The organism is Bacillus sp. B-jedd (assembly GCF_000821085.1).
Lineage (GTDB): Bacteria > Bacillota > Bacilli > Bacillales > Cytobacillaceae > Bacillus_D.
The window spans coordinates 1,782,393-1,805,381 of sequence record NZ_CCXR01000001.1; the positions used below are offsets into that span (position 1 = coordinate 1,782,393).

The window sequence follows — 22,989 nt, forward strand, 5'->3', positions numbered from 1 at the left end:
AACATCGTGGCATTACAATTAGGATTTTACGTTAACCAAAGCCGTTGTGCTGGCTGCAACGCCTGCTTTATGGCCTGCAAGGATAAAAATGACCTGGATGATAACCGGGTATTCCGGAGGGTCCGGGAATCCAGAAGCGGTAGTTTCTTGAAATCTGGAAACGGACTTACCCACACCGTAAAAGCTGCCTGGATCTCGATTGGCTGCAATCATTGCGATGATGCGAAATGCGTTTCAAAATGCCCGACAGGCGCGATGCAAAAAAATCAGAAGGACGGAACCGTTTTTGCCGATCTTGAAATTTGCCAGGGATTACAGGTCTGTGTGTTGGAATGTCCATACGGCGCTCCGCAGTTTAATGAAAAAACAGGTAAAATATCTAAATGCGACCTTTGCGCGGATTTAAGGGAAAAAGGGGAGGATCCTGCCTGTGTCGCAGCCTGCCCTTACGGGAATATCGAATATGGCCCGATAGAGGAACTTAGGAAAAAATACGGAAACCTAGCCCAGGTGACCGGTCTGCCTGATCCCGAAATCACGAAACCGAACCTTGTCATTACTCCGCATAAATAGAAAAAATAAAGACGCCCTTCAACTGCCATTGAAGGGCGTTTTTCTGTCCATTATTATGTAATTAGTTATTAATAAATGGCTCAGTAAAAGTTGATTTTTGATTTTCAATGAAGTTGATTGGAACGGAGGGGACTGACTCCGGCGGGATGAAGCGGCACGTGGAGACCCCACAGGCGTCTAGGACGCCGAGGAGGCTCCACGTGCCGCCCCGCGGAAAGCATGTCCCCGGAGTGGAAATCAACAATCAAGGATCACAGTGCCCAATAAATATAAAAAGGAACGGCTCTCCGCCATTCCTCAGTTATTGTTGATTATTATTGTCCGGGAACCCCCACATAGGCACCATTTATAAACACATGGTATTCAACTTCACCGGATGCATTCACAAAAGGAATACCGATCATAACAAGCCCTTCAAAAGGATTGATGACCTCAATGGAATGAGCCCCATTCCAGTTATATCCTTTAGACCAAAGATTCGCTTTTACATCTTTAAACACCTGGCTGCTTAAAAGTCCCGCTACTTTAACATTCCGATCCGCGCCAGAAATAGGTACCCAATCATGGCAATCGCATGGCTCTTCCGCCGCCTGAACCGCATTACCTGGTACAGCAAAAACTCCCATTGCCAACGCACCGCTGAATAAAACCGCAAACAACTTTTTCTTCATTCTTTAACCTCCTTTTTTAATACCTTGTTCTTTTTCTACGATTTTTGGCAAATCCCTTCTTCTTTTTAGGAAAATCTTTCAAAAAAGCGCACATTATGTCAGAAACGTGACTTTCAGTCGAATTTATTGGTCAAGCTAGAACAAAAAATATTTTGTACATTGTGAACGTTTTGTGACATTTTACTGTTAATTCTGTTAATATAGTAAATATAAGGTAAACGGAGGTTGGGGGATGGGTAAAATCCTGAAGTTTTTTTATTTTGCACTAGGAGTTTATTGCACGGTCAGTTTCGCAGTCCTTCTATATCAGCACGCATATCAGCAAATGGTTTTATCCTTCTTTTTGGCCCTTTTTAACTTCGGGTTATTTAGTCTCTTTAGAAAAGAAGGAAGCGTTTTCCAATTACGATTAATCAAGGGCGGAAGAAGATAATGTTGTCGGGTTTATGTATGAAAAAACAGGCTTCCTTCGAGGGAAGCCTGCTTTATTTTGCAAAAATATCATTAATGTGAGTGTCCGGAAGTCAGGACCCAGATTGAGCCCGCGACGATGACAAACACAAGGAAAGCTGCATAAATCATATTGACACTATTAACTATTTTGTCTTCACCTTCACGCATGTGCATGAACAGCAGCAACTGGATGGCTGCTTGGAGGATTGCCAAACCGCCGATGATCCACATGATGACGTTCGCCGGAAGGGAAGTCATCAATGCGATCCAGGCAGCACCGAAGGTTAGGACAAGTGATAATAGGAAACCGATGACATGGCTGATAGGGAAACGATTTGTATGTTGTTCCATTACGACACCAACCCTGCTATATATACGAATGTGAAAATGAAAATCCAGACAACGTCAAGGAAGTGCCAGTACAGTCCGAAGATAAATGCCTTTCGGGCCGTTACCGGAGTCAAGCCGCGTTTCAATAGCTGCGTGATCAAGAGAATCGCCCAGCCAATGCCGATCGTGACGTGAAGTCCGTGCGTTCCAAGCAGGACGAAGAAGCTCGAAAGGAACGCGCTCGTCTGCCATGTCGCACCTTCATGGACATAGTGGGTAAACTCCCTGATTTCCATGAATAGGAATCCTGCGCCTAGAAGGAGTGTCAGCACGAACCAAAGGATCATGCCTTTCATATTGCTTCTGCGCATTTCAAAAATAGCCAGACCCATTGTAAAACTGCTTGTTAACAATAGGAAGGTTTGAATGAGAACATCCCTAATGACGAAAATATCCTGCTGGGTGGGGCCGCCGGCATGGCGGTGGCCCAAAACCCCATAAACACTGAAAAGGGTGGCGAAGAGGACAATTTCAGCACCAAGGAAAATCCAGAAGCCGAGGATATTCATTTTGTTTTGCTCGGTTTGGTATTCAAGGGGCGTTCCCGCATGAACATTAGCTGACATGGCTCTTCACTCCTTTGCTGATTTTTCTCCACTTGCTTTCTGTTTCTGCAATTTCATCTTTGTGGACATGGAAGCCTTCGTCATAATCGAAGGAACGGAAGGCGAGTCCAGCAAAAATACCAAGGGCAACGACTCCCGCAGCGATCGTCCATTCAAAGACGAGCAGGAAGCCGGCGATGCCGAACACAAGTCCCATATAAATCGGAATCCATGAATTGCTTGGCATGTGGATTTCTTCAATTTCATCCTCATTAAGAGGTTTGAATTCATTGTTACGTTTCATATGCCAGAATGCATCCAAAGATTTAACCTCTGGCAGGCTGGCAAAATTGTAATGCTGGACAGGAGTGGCAGTTGCCCATTCAAGTGTCCTGGCATCCCAAGGGTCGTTACCAATGTTTCTGTCCGCATGGCGCGCGCTGTAGTAAATGTTATAGCAAAGCGCCGCAAATCCGGCAGCAAGGATGAACGCGCCGATGGCTGACAGCAGCATGAGCGGCCCGAAGCCGGTTTCCGCCGAGTAAGTGTATGCACGGCGGGCAGCGCCGTCAAGACCAAGGAAGAACATTGGCATGAACGTTAGGTTGAAACCAATATTGAACAACCAGAAATGCCATTTGCCAATTTTTTCATTGAGCATAAAGCCGAACATTTTCGGCCACCAGTAATACATGCCAGCGAAGATTGGGTACACAACGCCAGGAATCAGGACATAGTGGAAGTGGGCTACCAGGAACAACGTATTGTGATATTGGTAGTCCGCTGCCGCCATGGCGAGCATGACGCCAGTGACGCCTCCGATGACGAATGTAGGAACGAAGGCGAGCGACCACATCATCGGGGTCGTGAATCTGATTCGTCCTTTCCGCATCGTAAACAGCCAGTTGAATATTTTAACACCGGTCGGAATGGCAATAGCCATCGTCGTAATCGAAAAGACAGAGTTTGCAGCTGCGCTGTTCCCCATTGTAAAGAAGTGGTGGACCCAGACGAGCATGCTTAGTATTGAAATCGCTACGATTGAAAAGACCATTGATTTATAACCGTACAGTGTCTTTCTTGCAAAAGTCGAAATAATATCAGACAGCATCCCGAAAGCAGGGAGGACTACAATATAAACTTCCGGGTGGCCCCAAAGCCAGAACAGGTTCGCCCAAAGCATGTCGATCCCGCCGCCGGAAATCGTGAAGAAATGGGTACCGAAAACCCGGTCAAACGTCATCAAAGCAAGTGCGACAGTGAAAATCGGAAAGCTTGCCGTGATAATGATGGAAGTGATGAACGAAGTCCATGAGAACATCGGCATCTTCATCAACGTCATGCCTTTTGTCCTCATTTTCAGGACTGTAACAATAAAGTTGATCCCTGTCATCAATGTACCGGCACCTGCGATTTGCAGGGCAACAGCGTAAAAGTTATTCCCGATTCCCGGGCTGAATTCCTTGCCGGCAAGAGGGAAGTAGGAGGTCCAGCCCGCATCAGGGGAACCGCCAATGACAAAGCTCAGGTTAAACAGCATCGCACCGCTGAATGTCAGCCAGAAGCTCAAAGCATTCAATTGCGGGAACGCAACGTCACGCGCGCCAATCTGAAGCGGAACGGCGAAGTTCATTAGTCCGATAAGAAGAGGCATCGCAACAAACAAAATCATGATGACGCCATGAGTCGTAAAAACCTCATTATAGTGCTGTGCATTTAGAAATCCATTTTCCGGAACGGCAGTCTGGGCTTTCATCATCAAACCGTCGACTCCGCCGCGGAAGAACATCAGTACACCGACAAGGATGTACATGATCCCGATTTTTTTATGGTCCACTGTTGTCAACCAATTGTCCCAAAGCCATTTCCACTTCTTAAAATAAGTAATGGCAGCAACGATGCCCAGACCAGTTAATAGGATGGCGATCTGTGAAGCGAAAATTAATGGATCGCCCGTGACGAAAAATTTATCCCATTCAATGCCCATGATGTTCACCTCCGGTTGTCTCATCCATATCCATCATGTCATGCTCAGATGGCGTGTCAGATGCATTTTTGTTTTTGTAATTATTCTCGTCCTCGAAAATTTTGCCAGGCCAGCCGTGGCCCCGGTCATACATTTCAGGGTTCAGGTAGTTTTTCGAATTATGATCGGAATGGTCGACCCACTCAAGATGTGTATTGGAGTAAGTTTCTCTTCCGAGATGGGATGGTTCCAATTTTTTCTCATACTGTTTTTCGGTCATCTTAGGTGCAGTTTCTTTTACTTCACGCACCCATTTGTCGAAATCCTTTTTTGTCATGGACTGGACTTCAAACTCTTGCTCGGCGTAACCCCGGCCGTTGAAGTTGGTGTTTTTGCCCACATAAGAGCCTGGATGGTCGGCTACAAGATAAAGCTGTGTTTCAGCGTGCGCCATTGTATACTTTTGCCCGCCGAGCGCCGGAATCCAGAAGCTGTTCATTGTACCAGCAGAAGTCAGCTTAAAATCGATCGGCCTGTCCTCAGGGATGTTGACATAATTAATAGTCTCAATCCCTTGTTCCGGATAACTGAATATCCATTTCCAGTCCGCGGAAGTGACATGGATAACAAGTGGTTCCTTATCTTCGTACCCTTTAGGAATTTTCTCTGTTGCATAAATTGTTTTAACTGTAGGAATCGTCAAGGCGATAATAATGATGATCGGAATGACGGTCCAGATAGTTTCAAGCAATGTACTGCCATGTTCTTCAGGCGGTTCGTAATCCATATTGTCTTTCTTTTCCCGGTACTTCCAGACAATATAAATGAACAATCCGAATACAACGCCCGTTACAAGCAGCATCAGGACAATCGAGTAATTGATTAACCCGAGGATTTCCCTGGCTACAGGCCCTTGTGGATTAAATACTACAAGGTTGTTTTCACAGCCGCTTAGCATCAAGCTGGATAAGATAAAGAGAATAAAAACTGGCAGCCCCTTCTTTTTGGACATTTTCCTTGCTCCTTCCATAAAAAGACAGTATTGTTCACAAAATCACAAACAAAACCGCAAAAGAATAAATTTATAGACTCTTAGAGGTTTTTTGAGAGTGACAAATATCACACTTAAATGCTTCAAAGCTATTTTAACATAGAATTAAATGAACGGAGACAGGGTAAATTTGAACAAAATGTGAATACAAATTCTGTTAAGTTTGTTGTCGGTTTCCAAGTGATTTTTGCTGAAAAATGCGAATGATTTGAGAATCTATAAGAAGCAAGGTAACATAATGAGAAAATGAAACTGGAGGCTTGGAATGGGCAGAGAGTTGAACAGGCTGGGAGAAAAATTGCTCGAGCAAAAATATGAAGTTGCCAAAAAAGTACATAATATTAGAGTTTCAGAAGCAAGCGATGAACAAAAAAAGCTACTTTCCTCATTAAATGAACAAAATGTGGTCAACATTCGTGCTAATTTTGTCGGCATGTTTGGGGAAGCATTGCTTCATGGGGTCAGCAAAGAGGAAGCTTACGATAAAATTGAAAAATGGGCGAAAGAAACTGGGGAGTATACATATAGCTTAGGGATCCCACTCGAAGAAGCATTAAGGGATACAAGCTTTTATAGGGGTTTTATTACCGATGTGCTGGAAGAGGAGATTATTCGTGAAGATATGTCGGTAAAAACTGTTTTCGAGGTTTCTAGAATAATAGACCCATTATTGGACCACGCTGTTTATTGTTTCAGCCTGACGTATGTCCATTATTATAAGAAGGCAATGGAAGCATCCAAGACTGCTTTTCTTGAATTATCGGTACCAGTCGTCCCTCTGACCAATGGAATCGCCATCCTGCCGCTTATTGGCAACGTTGACACTGAGCGGGCCCAACTGATTATGGAAGAAGCCCTTGACGAAGCTGTCAGGTTAAAACTCAATACGCTGATCATTGACCTTTCCGGAGTCATGATTGTCGACACGATGGTTGCGGACCAGCTCTTTAAAGTTATTTCTTCATTGGAGCTGCTTGGCGTAAATTCCATCCTCACTGGAATTAGGCCGGAAATTGCCCAGACTGTCATTAAAATGGGAATCGATTTTACAAACGTAAACATTAAAACAAATCTGCAGCAGGCATTCGAAGAATTGGAAAGAAATACGAATAAGCAATTAGGCTAATACTTAACCCTATATTACTATATTAATACTTAAGCTTCCTGATGAACTTCAGGAAGCTTGTTTGATTTATCACTACAAACAAGTTGTTAAAAGTCTTTTTGTTAAAAATAGATAAATTGTCAAATATTTAAGAACGTTTTGTGAACTCCATAATATGTAATTTGATTAGCCTCCCCTCCCATCTTACGATGAAAATAGGCAAGTATCCAGAAGGATAGGGGGAACAGGCATGGAGTTGAAGAGAAGGACTTTGTTGAAGGCCTCAGCTATCTCACTTGCGATGGCTGCAGCGGGCTGTAAACAAAAAGAAGGGAAACCGGCTTCCTTAAACAATGTGCAGGCAGCTTCAATTGAACCCGATGAATGGAAAAGGACCGTCTGCCGTTTTTGCGGAACAGGCTGCGGCATTCTTGTTGGGGTGAAAGACGGAAAAGTAATTGCGACTAAGGGTGACCCGGACAATGGATCGAACAAAGGGCTTAATTGCGTAAAGGGTTATTATATAGGAAAGATTTTGTTTGGAAAGGATCGCTTAACGAAACCGCTCATCCGGGAAGACAAATCGAAAAAAGGGACAATGGACGGTTTTAGGGAAGCATCTTGGGAGGAAGCTCTCGACCTGATTGCTAAGAAGCTGCTCGAAGCATATAATGCCGATCAGAAATCGATCGCCTTTTGGGGGTCCGGCCAGCAAAGCATCATGGAGGGATATGCGAGCGTAAAGCTGTGGAAGGCGGGATTGTTGAACAACAACATCGATCCGAACGCAAGGCTTTGCATGGCGAGCGCGGTCACAGGTTTCATGTCCACCTTCCAGTCCGATGAACCGATGGGCTCCTACAGGGATCTTGATGAAACAGATGTGTTCGTGACGTGGGGAGCGAATATGGCGGAAATGCACCCTGTCCTTTACTCAAAACTGACGGCCAGGAAGCTTAGCGCTCCTGGTACAAAGCATTATGATTTGACGACAAGGAAGTCGAGGACTTCGGAAACAGCGGAAAAGACGCTAGTTTTCCGGCCGCAGACAGACCTCGCCATTGCCAACGCGATTGCGAACTACCTTGTCCAAAATGAAAAATATGATAAGAAATTCGTTGAGGCACATGTCCAATTCAAAGCTGGGACAGAAAACCTCGGCCATTCCTTTAAAGACGATTATGATGTCACAGAGCCAGGCGCATCGGCCGATAAGGACTGGAACATCTCTTTTGAAGAATATAAGAACATGCTGAAACCATATACTTTTGAGCATGCTTCGAAAATTTCCGGCGTTCCAGCCGCGGATATAGAAGCACTCGCCATGGAATTTGCCGACCCGGACAAAAAAATCGTTTCCCTTTGGACGATGGGAGTCAACCAGCACACAAGGGGAACGTGGATGAATAATCTTATTTATAATCTCCATCTGTTAACAGGAAAAATTTCCAAGCCGGGAAGCGGCCCATTCTCACTGACCGGACAGCCAAGCGCGTGCGGGACTGCCAGGGAAGTAGGTGTTTTCTCGCACCGGCTGCCATCCGATTTGGTCGTAAAGAATCCGGAACACAGACAATACGCTGAAATGATCTGGAATCTGCCAAAAGGGTATCTCAACCCAATCGAAAAACCTGGTTACCATACTGTAAAGATGTTCAGGGAGTTGGGCAAAGGAAATGTGAAATTCCTTTGGAGCATGTCCAATAACTGGGGCCAGACAATGCCTAAACTGAACAGGTTCCGGGGCAAGGACGCGGATGGTAAAGGAGTCATCGACGGTTTCATCGTCGTTTCCGAGGTGTATCCGACAAGGTCGACAGAGCTCGCCGATGTCGTTCTGCCTGCGGCCATGTGGGTCGAACGGGAAGGGCAATTCGGCAATGCTGAACGGAGAACGAGCATTTTTGAAAAATGCATAGACGCTCCGGGAGAGGCGAAATGGGATCTTTGGGCAATCGTCCAGGTAGCGAAGAGAGTGCTGGATGGAAGGAAGATTGGCGGCAAGCCAGCCTTCGATGTCCTGTTCGGCATGATTTGGGATGAAGCGAAAAATGATATGCTCGAAGACCAACGCGAGGTTAATAAAATCCTTTGGGAAGAGTACCGCCAGTTTACAAATCCACATGAGCATACCAATCAGGAGGTCCAGGAGCTTGGCAAAAAGCTGAAAGTGAAAGCGAAGCAAATGGCCCCTTATGAGGAATACGTGAAAAAGAGCTTGTGCTGGCCGGTCCGGAATATGAATGGGCAATGGGTTGAAACCAATTGGAGATATGCGGACGGAAATCAGGAAGAAGGATTCGACCAGGTAGGTATCGAGGATTTTGGCAAAAAAGGGACAGTCGATCAAATTGACTTTTATAAATCCGCTGACCACCGTCCGTCGGTCATTTTCCGGCCTTTTGAGGATGCCGCTGAAATACCGGATGAGGAGTATCCATTATGGCTTTGTACAGGAAGGGTCCTTGAACATTGGCATAGCGGCAGTATGACAAGGCGTGTCCCTGAGTTGCACAGGGCTGTACCGGAGGCATTTTGTGAAATCCACCCTGATGATGCATCTGCGCTTGGCATCGCTGAAGAAGATAAGGTGAAGGTCATTTCCCGAAGGGGAGAAGTCGAAGTGAAGGCCGTCCTGAACGGCAGGGGACATCCTCCTAAAGGGCTGATCTACGTTCCGTTTTTTGCTGAAGAAACGCTAATAAATCTCGTCACTCTTGATTGTTACTGCCCGATCTCTAAACAGCCTGATTTTAAAAAATGCGCCGTTAAGGTTGAAAAGGCATAGGAGGAAGTACGATGAAATTACATGAATTGGCTTATCTTGGTTTATTTTTTGTCGTCCTCTTGTCAGCGATCGGTGTCACAAAGCTTGCAGAAACGAGGCAAACCCCGGTTGCAACGGCAAGCCAGGGAACAGCGCTTGTTCAGCTCGGTGAAAAAGGAAGGCCGGATGCCGCCACAATGCAGTTAATCAGTCCGCCTCCGACCCAGCCGGCAGACCATATTGATAGGTGGAATCCTGAAATGAGGCAGGAAAGCTGCCTGGCTTGCCACGGAAAAACAGGAACTGGCGCGCCTACGCCTTCGAAAAGCCATTTTTACGATGAAGACCAAAAGGGCAAAATATTCAGGGACAATTGCATCCAATGCCATGTTACTCAAAATGATAAAAAATCGGCTTTCAATAGCGGTAGTTAACAGAGGATGGCTAAATAGGAAAAAGCGGAAAGGAGGCCTGGCCAAATGGTCATTTCGGGGCTGTATATTGATACTATTGAAGGCAAGGCGATGTCCGCCGCGATTGCAATCAGCAAACTGAAGGGTGTAGAAGTGCACCATGTTGAGGAAAATAAGAAGATTGTTCTTACCTTAGAGACAGAAACCGTTGATGAAAGCTACCGTATTTCCGATTCTTTTAAAAATATAGACGGGGTTTTAGGCACCTGCCTTGTGTTCAGTAATTTTGAAGAAGAACCTTTTTATAAAGAGAATGATGCAAAATGACCAGCCAAATAAGCAGACGCAAGTTTCTTGCGTGGAATTTTGAAGCGGCGGCTGGATTTCTTGGTAATGTGCTTTTGCCCGGCATGGAAGAGGGGAGGCCATTTTTTAGGCCTCCCGGCACCGGGGATGAATTGGCCTTCCTGGCTTCCTGCACGAGGTGCGGGATATGCAGGGATGTATGCCCTGAGCAGTCTATTTCCTTGTTTACCGTTTCGAGCGGAGCCAAACTTGTGAATACCCCTTATCTCGATCCGAATATCTCCCCGTGCACGTTCTGTGGTAAATGCATTGACGTCTGTCAGGACAGTGCTTTGAGACACTCATCTTTGGTTGCGGATAGGGCAATCGGCAAAGCGCGGATCATTGAGTCCAATTGCCTGGCGCATAAGGGAGTCATCTGTGATTACTGTGTGCAGGGGTGCCCGCGAAAAGGAGTAGCCATTGCTGTTGATAACGGGATACCGGTTATACAGTATGATGGCTGTGACGGCTGTGGGCAATGCGTACAAAACTGCATTGCGGACAGTCAATCCATTTTAGTGGAATTAATCAGCTGAGATAATGCCTCCATTTTGGCTATGCATGGTTTCCTATCATTCCGGCATAATAAGGAAAAATGCGAAAAGTGGTGGCATAATGGGTAAGTGGAATGAACAGGCTGCTCCAAATAATAATCTATCAGCAAAAACAATCAGGACGTCACAGCTCATCGGCAAGGGTAAGGGAGACGCGGAATTTTCAAAAGAGCCATTTTTCGGAGATGTTCCGGCAGAAGAAACTCACAAGCAGAAAGGAAAGTAAAAGCGATGCGGTCCGCATCGCTTTTTCTATTTCCTTTTGTTTTTTGCCTCGAGTGTCTGTTTGACAGCCTGTTGGCCGAAGACCGCAACTCCTGTCGCGATAATGCCATTTGTAATCGCCTGTATGTTTAATCCGAATGCAAAGCATGCCAGAAAAAGTGATATAGCAAATAAGATCCAAATAATTGACCAATCCGGGATGCTTGGTGTTTGTTTTAAAGCATAACCAATAATCCATAGGACCGGCACGAGGAAAAAGTAATTTTCATTCAGAAACTGCAGAAAATCAACCATCTTCTCCACCTCCTTTAAAATAATATATGGAAGAAAAAAAGAGAAGGTTTGTACAAATGATAAGTGTTTTTAAAATAAGCTATATAGGTTGAACTTTATTAATGCTCCATTTAATTTGAAGAACTGGTAGATTGGAGCTCAGGCATGTAGACTCCTCGAAAACGCTACCGCGTTTCCTTCGTGCAAAGCCCATTCGCAGAAGCTGGTTGTCCTGCGGGATAGTGTAGCAAGTGGAGACCCCACAGGCGGTCACGCCGAGGAGGCTCCACTGATGCCCCGCGGAAAGCGAAATGCCCGGAGTGGAAATCAACCACCCCTTTCCCATTGGATAATAAATCATTATTTCAACCTATATAGCGAAATTAGTTTGTGGCCAGGTTGAAAAAAAAGCATCCTAATTTTTTTGTGCCATGTCCCTTTCAAGCATTCATTTATATATAAAGGGTGAAAGGAGGTGAGGGACAATGGCACAGGCATTGCTTGCAGAATCAAAACTGCGCCTCGTTTTTGAAACAGGCGTAAACGAGAAAGGAGAACCGATCTTCAAGTCTAAAACATTCAACAATCTGAAGAAGGAAGCAACACCGGATCAAATGCACCAGGCTGCCGCTGCAATCGCGGCGTTGAGCAAGGATCCGCTGAGCAGGGTGGAAAGGAACGACCGTTCAGAAATACTAGGTTAATCGAAAGTGAAATCCACTAAAGGGAGGGGGTGAATTGAATGGCTAAAACGCTTGAACTGAGTTTTATGACGGAAACCGGAAAGATTTCAAGACTTGCGATCGATAACCCTGTTGAGCCGATCAGTGAGGCAGCAGTCAAACTGGCGATGGAGCAAATCATTGCTTCAAACGTGTTTTATTCCGTAAATGGAAATTACACCGGAGTGGAAGGCGCCAAGGTGATTGAACGCAATGTAACGGATGTTGAAATCGTTTAATAGGAGAAGGAAGCCGGTTTCAAACTGAAGCCGGCTTTTCTATTTCTTTATGTTTTTAATGCTTGGCGATTTCGTACTGAAAAAAAGAAAACCGTGGAAAGGAGGTACGAGCATGGATCAGATTTTGCCGATTATAAGTGAAGTAGGTTTTCCGATTGCTGTGACGCTGTATTTGCTTTATCGGATTGAAACCCGTCTAGACATGGTTGTCCAATCGATCCAGGACTTACCTATGAAACTGAATGATAGGATTTAGATGGATTAATCGCCTAAATCTTTACAGTTACAGCCGGATATGGTACAATGTTTAAAGCCGTTAAGGAGGCTGGTGCCTAGAGTTATTGCTTCAGGCGAGACAATAGGCCACAGTAGCTTCATTCAATTTAATGGCTAATTTTACACAGGCTTTGACGCCAATAGGAGGATTTTTTTCACATGAAAAACGGTAAAGTAAAATGGTTTAATGCAGAAAAAGGTTTTGGCTTCATCGAATCAGAGGACGGAAACGACGTATTTGTCCATTTCTCCGCTATTCAGTCCGAGGGCTTCAAATCACTTGAAGAAGGCCAGGAGGTTTCTTTTGAAATCGTCGAAGGCGCGCGCGGCCCACAGGCAGCCAACGTCACAAAACTTTAATATCCGACTTGTTCCGCAGCCAGGCAATCCGCCTGGCTGTTTTATTTTTTGTCATGAAGTGTTTTCAGCTAGTCACCATTGGGGGGACTCTTCGAAAAGTCTCCATCCTATGGTATAATTTGGTTGAAATTTAGTGATTTGAAAAAAGTTTCCTTAAATTGGTTTTGTCCGCTTTTCGTCCGATTGCTTTATAATGAAAACAACGAAACATGCAGAAAGTGGTGGGGAAAAAGTGAAATTTATACATACAGCCGACTGGCATCTAGGGAAGCTTGTCCATGGTGTCTATATGACGCCTTATCAAAGGGAAGTCCTAGAGCAGTTCGCCCGGATCGTCGAGGAAGAGAAACCGGACGCGGTCGTAATTGCTGGGGATTTATACGACCGTTCCGTACCGCCTATCGATGCGGTCAATTTACTTGACGATATCCTATTCAAAATCAATGTGGAATTGAAAACACCGATTATTTCCATTGCCGGCAACCATGACAGCGCAGACCGGCTTTCTTTCGGCAGCTCCTGGTACAGGCACAGCCAATTCTACTTATCAGGTAAACTGACAGAAAGTTTTCAACCTGTACATATAAACGGTGTGAATTTTTACTTGATTCCATATGCGGAACCAGGAGTGGCGAGGGAAATTTTGCAGGACGGCTCCATACATACCCATCATGATGCGATGAAGGCAGTCATTGGCAAAATCGAGGAAGAATTGAATCCGAATGAACCGAATGTATTTGTCGGACATGCATTCGTGACCGGCGGGGAAACATGCGAATCAGAACGGCTTCTATCAGTCGGCGCATCAGGTTGTGTGGGTGCGGAACTGTTCGCGCCTTTTTCCTATACGGCACTTGGGCACCTCCACAGCCCGGAAGCGATCCGCCACAATACGATTAAATACTCTGGTTCGCTATTAAAATACTCATTTTCAGAAGCGAAACATACTAAGGCAGTCTCAATCATTGAAATAGAAGGCAACGGGACGTATACACATCGGTCCCAATCGCTCGCGCCAACCAAAGACATGAGGATTCTCGAAGGCTATCTCGATGAATTGCTTGATCCTGCATTCTTTGAAAAACAGAAATGCGATGATTTTCTTAAAATTACTCTTCTTGATGAGGGCGCAGCCCTTGATCCGATGGGTAAACTCCGTCAGGTTTATCCGAATGTGCTCCACCTCGAAAAGAAGATCGACATGATTGACCAGAAACAGAAGCAGTCCTTTTCCATCGGCGAAAGAAGGGAAAGGAAGTCGGAACTGGAGCTGTTCGAGCAGTTTTACCAGGAGATGACAACTCTTGAGTTTTCCGAGGAGAAAAAATCCGTCATGGCGAGTGTCATTGATACAGCAGTCAAGGAGGAGGTTCCGGTATGAGGCCGATTAAATTGGCGATGCAAGCGTTCGGCCCATATGCCGGAAAGGAAACAATCAATTTTTCTCAACTGGGCAATAGAACGATGTTCGTGATATCCGGGAAGACCGGTGCTGGGAAGACAACCATTTTCGATGCGATCAGCTATGCCATTTATGGAAAGGCAAGCGGAGAAGACAGGACTGGTACTGATTTGCGAAGCCAATTTGCAGATCCTGATGTCCTGACAGAAGTTTCGCTTGAATTTTCGCTAAGGGGAAAAAAATATTCGATTGTCCGCACTCCTCAGCAAGAACGGAAAAAGGAACGTGGGGATGGGACAAGGACTTTACCGGCAACTGCGCTGCTCTATAGGGTAGACGAGCGTGGCGAATCGAAACTGATCGCTTCGAAAATTACTGAAGTTGATGAAAAGATTAAAGAAATCATGCTGATCGACAGCAATCAATTCAGGCAGATCCTTATGATTCCGCAGGGTGAATTTCGAAAGCTGCTGACATCGGACAGCAAGGAAAAAGAAGTCATCCTGCAGCGCCTTTTTCATACCCAGCTTTATAAGCTTGTCGAGGAGAAGCTGAGGACGGAGGCCCAGGATCTCAAAAAAAAGGTCGAGGACCGGATTGACCGCAGAAACGATGCACTGAAAAGAATCCAGCCTGTTTTCATGGAGGAACTGCGCTCGTACATAGAGGCAGGCAGTACGAATGATACTTTGTTGCTGCCGCTGCTGGCGGATGAAATTAAGGCAATGGCCGAAGAAATTGATCTTTTAACAGGCAAAATTGCCGAGAAACGTCGCGAACAGGACAAGTTGAAGCAAGATGTTTTCGCAGCCGAAGCATTGCTGAAGCAAATAAAGGACAAAGAAGAGACAGAAGAAAGAAATAAACAGCTGGCAGGACAGAAGGAAGTCTACCTGGGAAAAGAAAAGCAGATTCAGCTTGCGAGAAAAGCGGCCCTGCTCGCGTCCCAGGAAGAACTTTGTCATCGGCTTAAAAAAGAAGTGGATATGGCAAAGGACACTTCTGACAGGCTCAACGAAAATCTTGTCCGTCTAACGGAACTGAAAGTGGCGCGGGAGAAGGTGCTTGAAACTGAAGTAAACCGTGAGCAGCAGCGGGAAGATGCGCTTGCGCTGGTCAACAAGCTGCTGAACATGAAGGACGATGTTTATTCGTTTGCGACCGTCCAGAAAGAGCTTCAGCAGGCTGAACTGCAGGCCAAGCAGAAAAAGGATCAGATTGCTGCGCTTGAAGCAAAGCTGAAAACAGCTCAGGAAACGGAAAAGGCTTTGATTTTGCAAAAAGGTGAAATTGACCGTGCCAAAATTGAAAGAGTCGAAAATGAACGTAGACTTGAAAAAACAGATTACACGCTTGGCAGGCTGGCGAAGCTTGAAACATTGATTGGCCGCTCAGAGAAAGCAGCCAGACAATTTGGAGAAAAAGAAACGCTGTTCAAGAAAGCGGATGAAGCACTCGGAAAAAGTAGAGATGAGGTTGCATCCCTTGAAGAAAAATGGTTGAAGGGACAAGCTTCTATCCTTGCTGGTAAATTAACTGAAGGAGACCCTTGCCCTGTCTGCGGCGCCGAACATCATCCAGCGCCTGCTGATCATCAGGGCGGCGAGGTCCCTGATGAAAACGAATTAAAGCTGGCTAAACAGCAGGCTTCCCTAGCTGAGCAGGATAAAGCGAAAGCGGAAACGACCTATTTGGAAAGCAAAGCTAATCTGGAAAGGTGCAGGGAAGAAGTCCAGGCTACCCAGGAAGAGCTGGAAGAAGCTCATCCTTCTTTCAAGGACGGCGGATTGAAGGGCTTTACTGCCGGGCTTCAATCTGAACGGGAATTGATCCTCACTGAGAAAGCAGGCATTGAAAGGAAACTAGGCCAAGCGGGAGAAGTTGAAAAGCATTTGGCTGACCTGGAATCAAGCAAGCTTTCGTCGCAAAAGGAACTGGAGGAGTGCCGGGGGTCTGCTGAAGAATTGGCTGTGAAAGCAGCAGAACATAAAACACAGCTGGCCCGGATGGCTGCCGTTGTTCCGGAAGGCCTGCGCACCATTCCGGTATACGATAAGGCGGTCAGTGAAGCGAAAGAGAAAAAAGATCAGCTCATCAGGCAGTACGAAGCCGCCCAGAAGTCTTGTCAGGAAGCCGCTGAAAAGGTAATGGCCGAATCGGCCCGCCTGAAGGATGCCAGCGAGCATCTGACAAGAAAGCAGCGTGAGCTTGCCGAGGAGCGTGAGAGCTTCCGGAGCCAAATGCATAGCCAGGGATTTGAGACTTATTCAGCGTACGAGATGGCAAGATTGCCGGAACGGGAGATTGATAAACTTGAAGCCGAAGTCAGGGCGTTCAATGAAGAAGTGCGGGTATGTGCCGAGCGGTTGGCTGAGTTATCCGGCAAGCTCGAGGGAAAAGCCCGCCCTGATATGGATACCTTAACTTTAGCCCTAGGTGCAATTGGCACAGAAATTGATGAGCTGCAAAAGCTGGCCAATGATCTATATTATATGAAGATCAAGAACGACGAAGTTAAAAAACAGGCAGAGGCACTGAACAAGGAAATGAAGAGCCTGGAACAGCGATATCAGGTCGTCGGCCATCTGTCGGATATCGCCAGGGGCCAGAATACATACAGGCTTACTTTTGAACGGTATGTCCTGGCCGCATTCCTTGACGATATTTTGCGGGAAGCGAACAGAAGGCTTTCTAAAATGACCTCTGGACGTTTTCAGCTCCGCAGAAAAACAGACCGCTCGAAAGGCAATGTTCAAAGTGGCCTGGAACTGCTTGTTTTCGATCAGTACACTGCACAGGAACGCCATGTAAAAACGCTATCAGGCGGAGAAAGCTTCAAAGCGGCGCTGTCGCTCGCGCTAGGCCTCGCGGATGTCGTCCAGGCGAACGCTGGCGGAGTTTCCCTTGAAACGATGTTTATCGATGAAGGTTTTGGGACGCTTGATCCAGAATCGCTCGAGCAGGCGATCGATGCCCTCATTGATATTCAGTCAAGCGGCCGGCTCGTCGGCATCATCTCCCATGTTCCGGAACTGAAGGAACGGATTGATGCAAGGCTCGAAGTCACGTCAACACAGGCAGGTAGCAAGGCAGAATTTGTTGTAGGCGTATAAGATTCGAAGTAATCTTTTGCAAAAACGATAAAACCTCACCGGTTTCGGTGAGGTTTTTGCTTAGGCAGAAACATGAACTGAAGTGAATTCCTGAATGGTCCGGCCGTGGGAATCAGTGTGCTCTGTGTAGTTGCCACTTGTAAATTCTTTAATTACTTTCCTCCAGAAAGCTTTTGCCGGCTCATTTGACTTGATTTGCGTTATCTGCCAGCTGCCAGGGAACATGGCGAAGAGCCTAATTGCAGCCTCCCTGCCAAAGCCCCTGCCTGTATATTTCCTGATAATATGGAATTCCTCAATCGAATGTGGAGACGCGCCTGAACCGGTGGCGACAAGGGCGAACCCAATCCGCTCCTCCCCATAATGGATAAAGAACGCATGGTGATGTTCATCGGCCCAGTATTCGCTAAGGTCAAACCGCTTATACGTGCCGTTCGATTCCAGCTGGATTTCAGGTTTGAAAACGGAGAAATCATATATGTAAAACTGCATTAAGTTATGAAGAATAGCCTCCTCGTTTTGTCCTACTTTTGTAAGCGAAAGCATCTGTACTCCCCCTAGTCATTTCTATGAATATACCATTCGACAGACAAGTCTGGCATTCCTTTAAAAAAGGGGCATGGTTTGAAAGTAAAAAAATGTGGCTAAGTATTAAATGAATCTTCCATCAGTTGGATGCTTTCCTTAACAGATGGGTAGATGAACCAATCGGACCTTTAGGAACAATGCCTCCTGTGGAGGCTTACTGGCCCATTAGTTGGGGTAAACCAAACACCAAACACACATGAGTCACATTCTGCTTCACATTATGAGAGGAGACTTCCATATGAAAATAGTATATGGATTAATGACAAACACAGGAAAAGGCAACGAATTTCTATATGATCTCGGGGTCTGGGAAACGGAGGAATCCGCCAGTGACTATCTGGCCAATAAACTTCCGTATTCAACCGGAATCTGGGTTGAGCAAATTGAAATAAATGACGCAACTTCAGAACAGCTTGTCCCACTCACAGAGGAAATGGTCGAATGCAGCCAGTGCGGAGTGTGCTACAGCTCTGAAGATATTCATATCATCGAGGACCTGGAGGTTTGCCTTGATTGCGAACCTGCATTTAAGCAAAATATGACGGGATGAATTTTTGAAAGCTAAAAAGGATGGCCTCGGCCATCCTTTTCCTGTTCAGTCGGTTAATCTTCTTCCCCAGGCTTCATCATATGAAGCGGTGGCGGTACCAACCATCCTTTTTCCTTATTGAGGCGGAGGAAGCGGGCGCCCATTTGTGCCTTGTTAAGATGGAATTCCCCAAACATCATGGCAATATCTTCTCTGATGCAGTTTCCCATTACGCCACTGCACATCACCAGGCCGGCCGCAATGTTGGCTGAAGCGGCATACGAAATTTCGTTATCCATAAATCTCGCTCCAGGAGGAATACTTTCAAGGTCGGCTAATGGCCGTTCAGGAGGAGATGGAGGAAGGCCGACGCCATTTTCTTTCAAAATTTCCTCGACCCGTTTTTCTTCGGTCTGGCATGTTTGAATACTTTCCTCAATAAGGTGTTTTAAATCCTTGTCCCCGATATGGTTCAGAAATGTCTGATAAGCTGCTTTCATCGCCTTGCTTCCCAAAACATACGACCAAAGAGAATATACTTCGCCATAGTGAAGAGGTTCATTTTGCGGATTGCCGCTTAAGATTCCCATTCCAATAACACATCCTTTGTAAATGTATTGTTCCTACAGGAATAGGCTTCCTTCAAAGGAATATATTATTCACCCGTTCGGGCTCGAAAATGAAAAAACCGCTGGGAACGCTGCCAGCGGTTATCTGCGTGATGGTTAAAATCTTAAGGCTTATTTGTTTTAACAAAGGCAATTACTTCATCAAGGCTCCCAGATTGGAACACAGGGCCTTTTTGGTCAAAAAGAATAAAGCATGGGTCGGTCTTCAAGGCGAGCTCTGGATAAATGATTTTCGCCTGTTTCGCGGTTTCCAGGCTAAGGATTTCGTTGACAGATTCGATGATTTGTTTATTTGTCTCAAGCGGTTCCTTTTCATTCTGCGGTCCGATTGCCAGCATCGAGTAAGTATGCCTTTCTTCAGGCAAAAGCTGTGGATAGATAAAGTCCGTTGCCACTTCTTCAATTTTTTCTACATTAATTTTGAAAACATAATCGGCATGCCCGTGAAAGAAGTTGGCCTTAACGAGAATATCATGCTCACCCTCAGACAGATCAGGGACTTTAAAGGTTCCTTCAGAGAGTTTCTCCAGGGATGGACTTTTATCGTTTGCATCCACAACAGCCGCTTCCAGGGAAGTGGCTTCAACAGAAAAATTCAGGTGAATTGTATCACCAACAGCTGCTGGCACGGCTTTAAGATTCTTGGCGAGCGCATCAGGCCTGCCTTTGTCCTTTTCATCGGCTTTTCCTTTTTTAGACCATGTATAAGATCCTGTTACCGTCTCGATTCCTTTGCTGCCGAGCGTAAATTTCGCCTTTGGAAGGCTCTTTTCATAATCGGCCCCCTGGCAGCCCGCAAGCAATAATATGAAGGTTAATGAAGCGAAGATGAAGTTTCTCATGAATTTCTTCCTTTTATTAGAATTGTGTTCACCTTCACAATAGCATAAATAAACCGGCCCACACCGATGCTTTTGTGGAAGAATCGTGAAATAAGTGGTATGGGCCAATATCCTATATAATGGGGATAACTGACAGATTAACAAGAAACGAGGAGATGGAATGGTTACAGGAGTTGGAATAGACGCGGGGGGGACACTGCTGAAACTTGCCTATAGCGAAAATGGAACAATAAAATATCGGAAGTCTGAGTATGGACAAGCTGAATCTCTTCTCCAGTGGCTGAAAATGCTTGCCCCCCAAGCAGAGGTTTACTTGACCGGCGGCAAAGCCAGATGGGTGAAGGAGAAGTTTTTCCCGGATGCTGAACTGAAAGATGAATTCAGCTCCATTTGCACCGGTGCAACAATCCTTTTTTCAAAACAAGCAGACTCCGCGGTTGGATCATACCTCCTTGTGAATATCGGAACCGGGACATCCATCCTCCTCGCTGGAAAGGGGAAAGGCAAAAGGGTAGGGGGCAGCGGACTTGGCGGCGGGACTTTTATGGGCCTGGGCCAGCTGCTCGCTAATACATCAGACTTCGAGGAAATGGTCAACCTCGTCTCTAAAGGCGACAGGCGGAAAACGGACCTCCTCGTGAAAGATATTTACGGGGATGGCGGGGAGCCGCTAGCCGCGGAGATGACTGCCGCCAACTTTGGAAAGCTTCCATTGGGTGGTAGAGATGACCATATGGCCGCTCTTGTGAATATGCTTGCAGAAACATTAGTGCTCTTAAGTTCGCAGGCAGCCCTTGCCGAAAAGGTCGAGACAGTTGTATTTGCCGGCAGCACGCTGACAGGAAATAAACCGTTTAAAGAGGCACTGTCCGCCTACACATCCATGTTCGGATTAAAGCCAATAATTCTTGAAAACGGGGAATATTGCGGCGCACTTGGCGCCCTTTTGCAAAAAGATGGCTCATTATAGGTTGTGGAAAAAGTGTCCCTTGAAGAAAGCGGGCGTTTGCGTCAGAATAGTAGGGAGAATGGTTGAAGAAGGTGGCAGAATTGGAAAAGAGATTTTTCACAATCGGGATGGCGGGCCATATAGACCATGGTAAAACGTCCTTAACGAAAGCATTGACGAATGTAGACACAGACCGATTGAAAGAAGAAAAAGAACGCCAAATTTCAATTGAGCTGGGCTTCGCCCCGCTTTATGAAGATAATGAAATCCAGATTTCGGTCATAGATGTCCCAGGCCATGAACGGTTTATCAGGCAGATGATTGCCGGGGTCGCGGGCATTGACCTTGTTGTCCTTGTTGTCGCGGCAGATGAGGGCGTCATGCCCCAAACGCGCGAGCATCTTGAAATCCTCGGCTTTCTCGGGATTAAAAACGGAATCGTCGCCATTACAAAAATGGACAGGGTCGAGGAGGAGTTCATCGAGTTAGTCAAGGATGATATTCTTGAAGAGCTGACGGGAACTGTTTTTGAAGAGGCGCCCTTCATGCTGGTTGACAGCCTTTCCAAAAAAGGGATTGAAGAGCTGAAGGATTTGATTGTCTCCACGTTAAAAGAACAGGAAATGCGTGATGCCCGTGGAGCATTCCGGCTGCCGATCGATCAGGTATTCACTGTCAAAGGGCAGGGAACGGTTGTGCGTGGCACTGTTTATGAAGGGCAGGTTGAAGAAGGGCAATCGTTGAAAATCATGCCGAAAGGCCTTGAAGTCCGTGCCCGCCAGCTTCAGGTCCATCACAAGAACGCTCAAAAAGCTTACGCGGGTCAGCGCGCAGCCATTAACATTTCCGGGGTGGCAAAAGAAGAGATAGAACGGGGGGACGTCCTTGTCTCTTCGGAGCATTTTATTGTTTCGAATACATTGGATGTCGCCATTCGCGTCGTGGAAGACCTCGATTATATGGTGAAACAGCGGATGCCGGTCAAGCTTCATATTGGAACCGCTGAAGTGATGGGACGGATTGTTTTTTTTGACAGAAATGAATTGAAAGAAGAAGCTGGCGAGATTTTATGTCAGCTCAGGCTCGATGAAGAAGTGCTGACAAAGCGTGGCGACCGGTTCATTCTCCGCAGGCCGAGCCCGCAGGAAACGATCGGCGGCGGCTGGGTCATTGATCCGCGCGGCAATAAGTACAGATTCGGCAACGAAACGATTGAAGAGCTTGAAAAGAAGAAAGCCGGCAAGCCGAAGGAGCGAATCACCGCTGCTCTGGCTGAAGCGAAGAGCCTTGGTTTCAATGACCTAGTGAAGAGAACATCTCTCGATGATGAAACGCTGACGTCAGAATTGGAGGACGAAGAATTCATTTTATATAACGGCAAGGAATACACATTGCGGTCGATTATCCATGCGATTGAGGAAGATGTCTATGACAGGCTGCGGGACTACCACAACGAGTACCCGATGAAACAGGGGCTGAACAAAGCTGAACTCCTCCAGTCGCTGGCGAGGTCATTTCCGAAAAATCTCTTGGACTTCACAGTGGAGCAATCGATTAGCCAGGGGACTTTTGGAAGGAAGGGGCAGTACGTCTCGCTTTCCGAGTTCACGCCCCATGTGCCGAAAAATTGGCAGAAGCGCTCGGAAAACCTTGTCGAGCAATTAAAGCGGGACGGACGCCAAGTGCGCTATCTCGCCGACTATTTTTCCGAAGCCGGCATTCCGGATGCTCTTAGCGGCGACTTGCAGAGGTTTTTGGAGGAAACTGGCCAGGTTGTCCCTTTGGACGGGCAATACTTTTATCATGGAGATGTTTTTGCGGAAGCGGTTGAGACACTTCGTGATAAAACCGGCCCGGATTTTGAAGTCGGTGATGCGAAGGAGATCCTCGGGCTGTCGCGGAAATATATGATTCCTTTCCTTGAAAGGCTCGATGCCAAAGGATTGACGAAGCGGGTTGAAAATAAACGGGTTTGGCAGGGTAAATAAGAAGAAGCGCGCCGGCAT

25 protein-coding genes are annotated in these 22,989 nt (G+C 46.2%); 16 read left to right on the plus strand and 9 right to left on the minus strand.

Annotated elements, in window-relative coordinates; translation table 11 throughout:
* The first annotated feature begins 6 nt into the window (after window positions 1-6).
* Window positions 7-573, plus strand: a complete 567-nt coding sequence (locus tag BN1002_RS08665; protein WP_048824598.1) for a DMSO/selenate family reductase complex B subunit — start codon at window positions 7-9, stop codon at window positions 571-573.
* Window positions 574-887: 314 nt separating this feature from the next.
* Here the strand turns inward: BN1002_RS08665 and BN1002_RS08670 are convergent, their stop codons facing one another.
* The 5 genes from BN1002_RS08670 to qoxA all read right to left on the minus strand — a co-directional run bounded on the left by BN1002_RS08670 (window position 888) and on the right by qoxA (window position 5,610).
* Window positions 888-1,244, minus strand: coding sequence for a hypothetical protein (locus BN1002_RS08670; protein ID WP_048824600.1), 357 nt, complete (start codon window positions 1,242-1,244; stop codon window positions 888-890).
* Between the two features lie 504 nt (window positions 1,245-1,748).
* A complete protein-coding gene (qoxD, locus tag BN1002_RS08680) occupies window positions 1,749-2,048 on the minus strand; it encodes a cytochrome aa3 quinol oxidase subunit IV (protein WP_048824602.1) in 300 nt (99 codons plus the stop codon).
* Complete coding sequence (gene qoxC, locus BN1002_RS08685; RefSeq protein ID WP_048824603.1) at window positions 2,048-2,653, minus strand: cytochrome aa3 quinol oxidase subunit III; 606 nt, start codon at window positions 2,651-2,653, stop codon at window positions 2,048-2,050. Before qoxC ends, qoxD begins: the two co-directional genes overlap by 1 nt.
* Window positions 2,643-4,619, minus strand: a complete 1,977-nt coding sequence (gene qoxB / locus BN1002_RS08690; protein ID WP_048824605.1) for a cytochrome aa3 quinol oxidase subunit I — start codon at window positions 4,617-4,619, stop codon at window positions 2,643-2,645. The genes qoxC and qoxB overlap by 11 nt, the downstream gene beginning before the upstream one ends.
* Complete coding sequence (gene qoxA / locus BN1002_RS08695; RefSeq protein WP_048824606.1) at window positions 4,609-5,610, minus strand: cytochrome aa3 quinol oxidase subunit II; 1,002 nt, start codon at window positions 5,608-5,610, stop codon at window positions 4,609-4,611. Before qoxA ends, qoxB begins: the two co-directional genes overlap by 11 nt.
* A 304-nt stretch (window positions 5,611-5,914) precedes the next feature.
* On the opposite strand from qoxA, the gene BN1002_RS08700 reads away from it, so the two are divergent.
* The 6 genes from BN1002_RS08700 (at window position 5,915) to BN1002_RS24045 (ending at window position 11,062) form a co-directional block, all read left to right on the plus strand.
* On the plus strand, window positions 5,915-6,775 hold the full coding sequence (locus tag BN1002_RS08700) for an STAS domain-containing protein (RefSeq protein WP_048824608.1): 861 nt from the start codon (window positions 5,915-5,917) through the stop codon (window positions 6,773-6,775).
* A 229-nt stretch (window positions 6,776-7,004) separates the two neighbouring features.
* Window positions 7,005-9,542 (plus strand): nitrate reductase catalytic subunit NapA, encoded by a 2,538-nt coding sequence (gene napA, locus BN1002_RS08705; RefSeq protein WP_048824609.1) that lies wholly within the window; start codon window positions 7,005-7,007, stop codon window positions 9,540-9,542.
* 11 nt (window positions 9,543-9,553) lie between these two features.
* The gene (locus BN1002_RS08710; protein ID WP_048824610.1) at window positions 9,554-9,955 is read left to right on the plus strand and encodes a nitrate reductase cytochrome c-type subunit; all 402 of its coding nucleotides are present in this window, start codon (window positions 9,554-9,556) and stop codon (window positions 9,953-9,955) included.
* A gap of 45 nt (window positions 9,956-10,000) precedes the next feature.
* The gene (locus BN1002_RS08715) at window positions 10,001-10,261 is read left to right on the plus strand and encodes a chaperone NapD (RefSeq protein ID WP_048824611.1); all 261 of its coding nucleotides are present in this window, start codon (window positions 10,001-10,003) and stop codon (window positions 10,259-10,261) included.
* Window positions 10,258-10,818: a 4Fe-4S dicluster domain-containing protein gene (locus BN1002_RS08720; protein ID WP_048824612.1), complete on the plus strand. Its 561-nt coding sequence runs from the start codon at window positions 10,258-10,260 to the stop codon at window positions 10,816-10,818. Before BN1002_RS08715 ends, BN1002_RS08720 begins: the two co-directional genes overlap by 4 nt.
* Before the next feature lie 79 nt (window positions 10,819-10,897).
* On the plus strand, window positions 10,898-11,062 hold the full coding sequence (locus BN1002_RS24045; protein ID WP_197072773.1) for a hypothetical protein: 165 nt from the start codon (window positions 10,898-10,900) through the stop codon (window positions 11,060-11,062).
* Between the two features lie 26 nt (window positions 11,063-11,088).
* On the opposite strand, the gene BN1002_RS08725 is transcribed toward BN1002_RS24045, so the two are convergent.
* On the minus strand, window positions 11,089-11,355 hold the full coding sequence (locus BN1002_RS08725; protein WP_048824613.1) for a phage holin family protein: 267 nt from the start codon (window positions 11,353-11,355) through the stop codon (window positions 11,089-11,091).
* 464 nt (window positions 11,356-11,819) lie between these two features.
* On the opposite strand from BN1002_RS08725, the gene BN1002_RS08730 reads away from it, so the two are divergent.
* The 6 genes from BN1002_RS08730 (at window position 11,820) to BN1002_RS08755 (ending at window position 17,446) form a co-directional block, all read left to right on the plus strand.
* Window positions 11,820-12,038 (plus strand): DUF1659 domain-containing protein, encoded by a 219-nt coding sequence (locus BN1002_RS08730; RefSeq protein ID WP_048824615.1) that lies wholly within the window; start codon window positions 11,820-11,822, stop codon window positions 12,036-12,038.
* A 38-nt stretch (window positions 12,039-12,076) separates the two neighbouring features.
* Complete coding sequence (locus BN1002_RS08735; RefSeq protein WP_048824617.1) at window positions 12,077-12,295, plus strand: DUF2922 domain-containing protein; 219 nt, start codon at window positions 12,077-12,079, stop codon at window positions 12,293-12,295.
* 112 nt (window positions 12,296-12,407) lie between these two features.
* Window positions 12,408-12,551 carry a YvrJ family protein gene (locus tag BN1002_RS08740; protein WP_048824618.1) on the plus strand — a complete coding sequence of 48 codons (144 nt, stop codon included), beginning with the start codon at window positions 12,408-12,410 and terminating at the stop codon, window positions 12,549-12,551.
* Window positions 12,552-12,730: 179 nt separating this feature from the next.
* Window positions 12,731-12,931: a cold-shock protein CspD gene (gene cspD, locus BN1002_RS08745; protein ID WP_048824619.1), complete on the plus strand. Its 201-nt coding sequence runs from the start codon at window positions 12,731-12,733 to the stop codon at window positions 12,929-12,931.
* A 232-nt stretch (window positions 12,932-13,163) separates the two neighbouring features.
* The gene (locus BN1002_RS08750) at window positions 13,164-14,312 is read left to right on the plus strand and encodes an exonuclease SbcCD subunit D (protein ID WP_048824620.1); all 1,149 of its coding nucleotides are present in this window, start codon (window positions 13,164-13,166) and stop codon (window positions 14,310-14,312) included.
* On the plus strand, window positions 14,309-17,446 hold the full coding sequence (locus BN1002_RS08755; RefSeq protein ID WP_048824621.1) for an SbcC/MukB-like Walker B domain-containing protein: 3,138 nt from the start codon (window positions 14,309-14,311) through the stop codon (window positions 17,444-17,446). The genes BN1002_RS08750 and BN1002_RS08755 overlap by 4 nt, the downstream gene beginning before the upstream one ends.
* 60 nt (window positions 17,447-17,506) lie before the next feature.
* Here the strand turns inward: BN1002_RS08755 and BN1002_RS08760 are convergent, their stop codons facing one another.
* Window positions 17,507-17,992, minus strand: a complete 486-nt coding sequence (locus tag BN1002_RS08760) for a GNAT family N-acetyltransferase (RefSeq protein WP_048824622.1) — start codon at window positions 17,990-17,992, stop codon at window positions 17,507-17,509.
* Between the two features lie 280 nt (window positions 17,993-18,272).
* Here BN1002_RS08760 and BN1002_RS08765 point away from each other — a divergent pair, with 280 nt between their 5' ends.
* Window positions 18,273-18,584, plus strand: coding sequence for a hypothetical protein (locus tag BN1002_RS08765; protein WP_048824623.1), 312 nt, complete (start codon window positions 18,273-18,275; stop codon window positions 18,582-18,584).
* A gap of 53 nt (window positions 18,585-18,637) precedes the next feature.
* On the opposite strand, the gene BN1002_RS08770 is transcribed toward BN1002_RS08765, so the two are convergent.
* Together BN1002_RS08770 and BN1002_RS08775 are read right to left on the minus strand one after the other, a co-directional pair.
* A complete protein-coding gene (locus tag BN1002_RS08770) occupies window positions 18,638-19,153 on the minus strand; it encodes a DUF3231 family protein (protein ID WP_048824624.1) in 516 nt (171 codons plus the stop codon).
* 143 nt (window positions 19,154-19,296) lie between these two features.
* Window positions 19,297-20,034 carry a hypothetical protein gene (locus tag BN1002_RS08775; RefSeq protein ID WP_048824625.1) on the minus strand — a complete coding sequence of 246 codons (738 nt, stop codon included), beginning with the start codon at window positions 20,032-20,034 and terminating at the stop codon, window positions 19,297-19,299.
* A 160-nt stretch (window positions 20,035-20,194) separates the two neighbouring features.
* Here BN1002_RS08775 and coaW point away from each other — a divergent pair, with 160 nt between their 5' ends.
* The gene (gene coaW / locus BN1002_RS08780) at window positions 20,195-21,004 is read left to right on the plus strand and encodes a type II pantothenate kinase (RefSeq protein WP_048824626.1); all 810 of its coding nucleotides are present in this window, start codon (window positions 20,195-20,197) and stop codon (window positions 21,002-21,004) included.
* Window positions 21,005-21,084: 80 nt separating this feature from the next.
* Window positions 21,085-22,971: a selenocysteine-specific translation elongation factor gene (selB, locus tag BN1002_RS08785; protein ID WP_082036360.1), complete on the plus strand. Its 1,887-nt coding sequence runs from the start codon at window positions 21,085-21,087 to the stop codon at window positions 22,969-22,971.
* Window positions 22,972-22,989 lie beyond the last annotated feature (18 nt).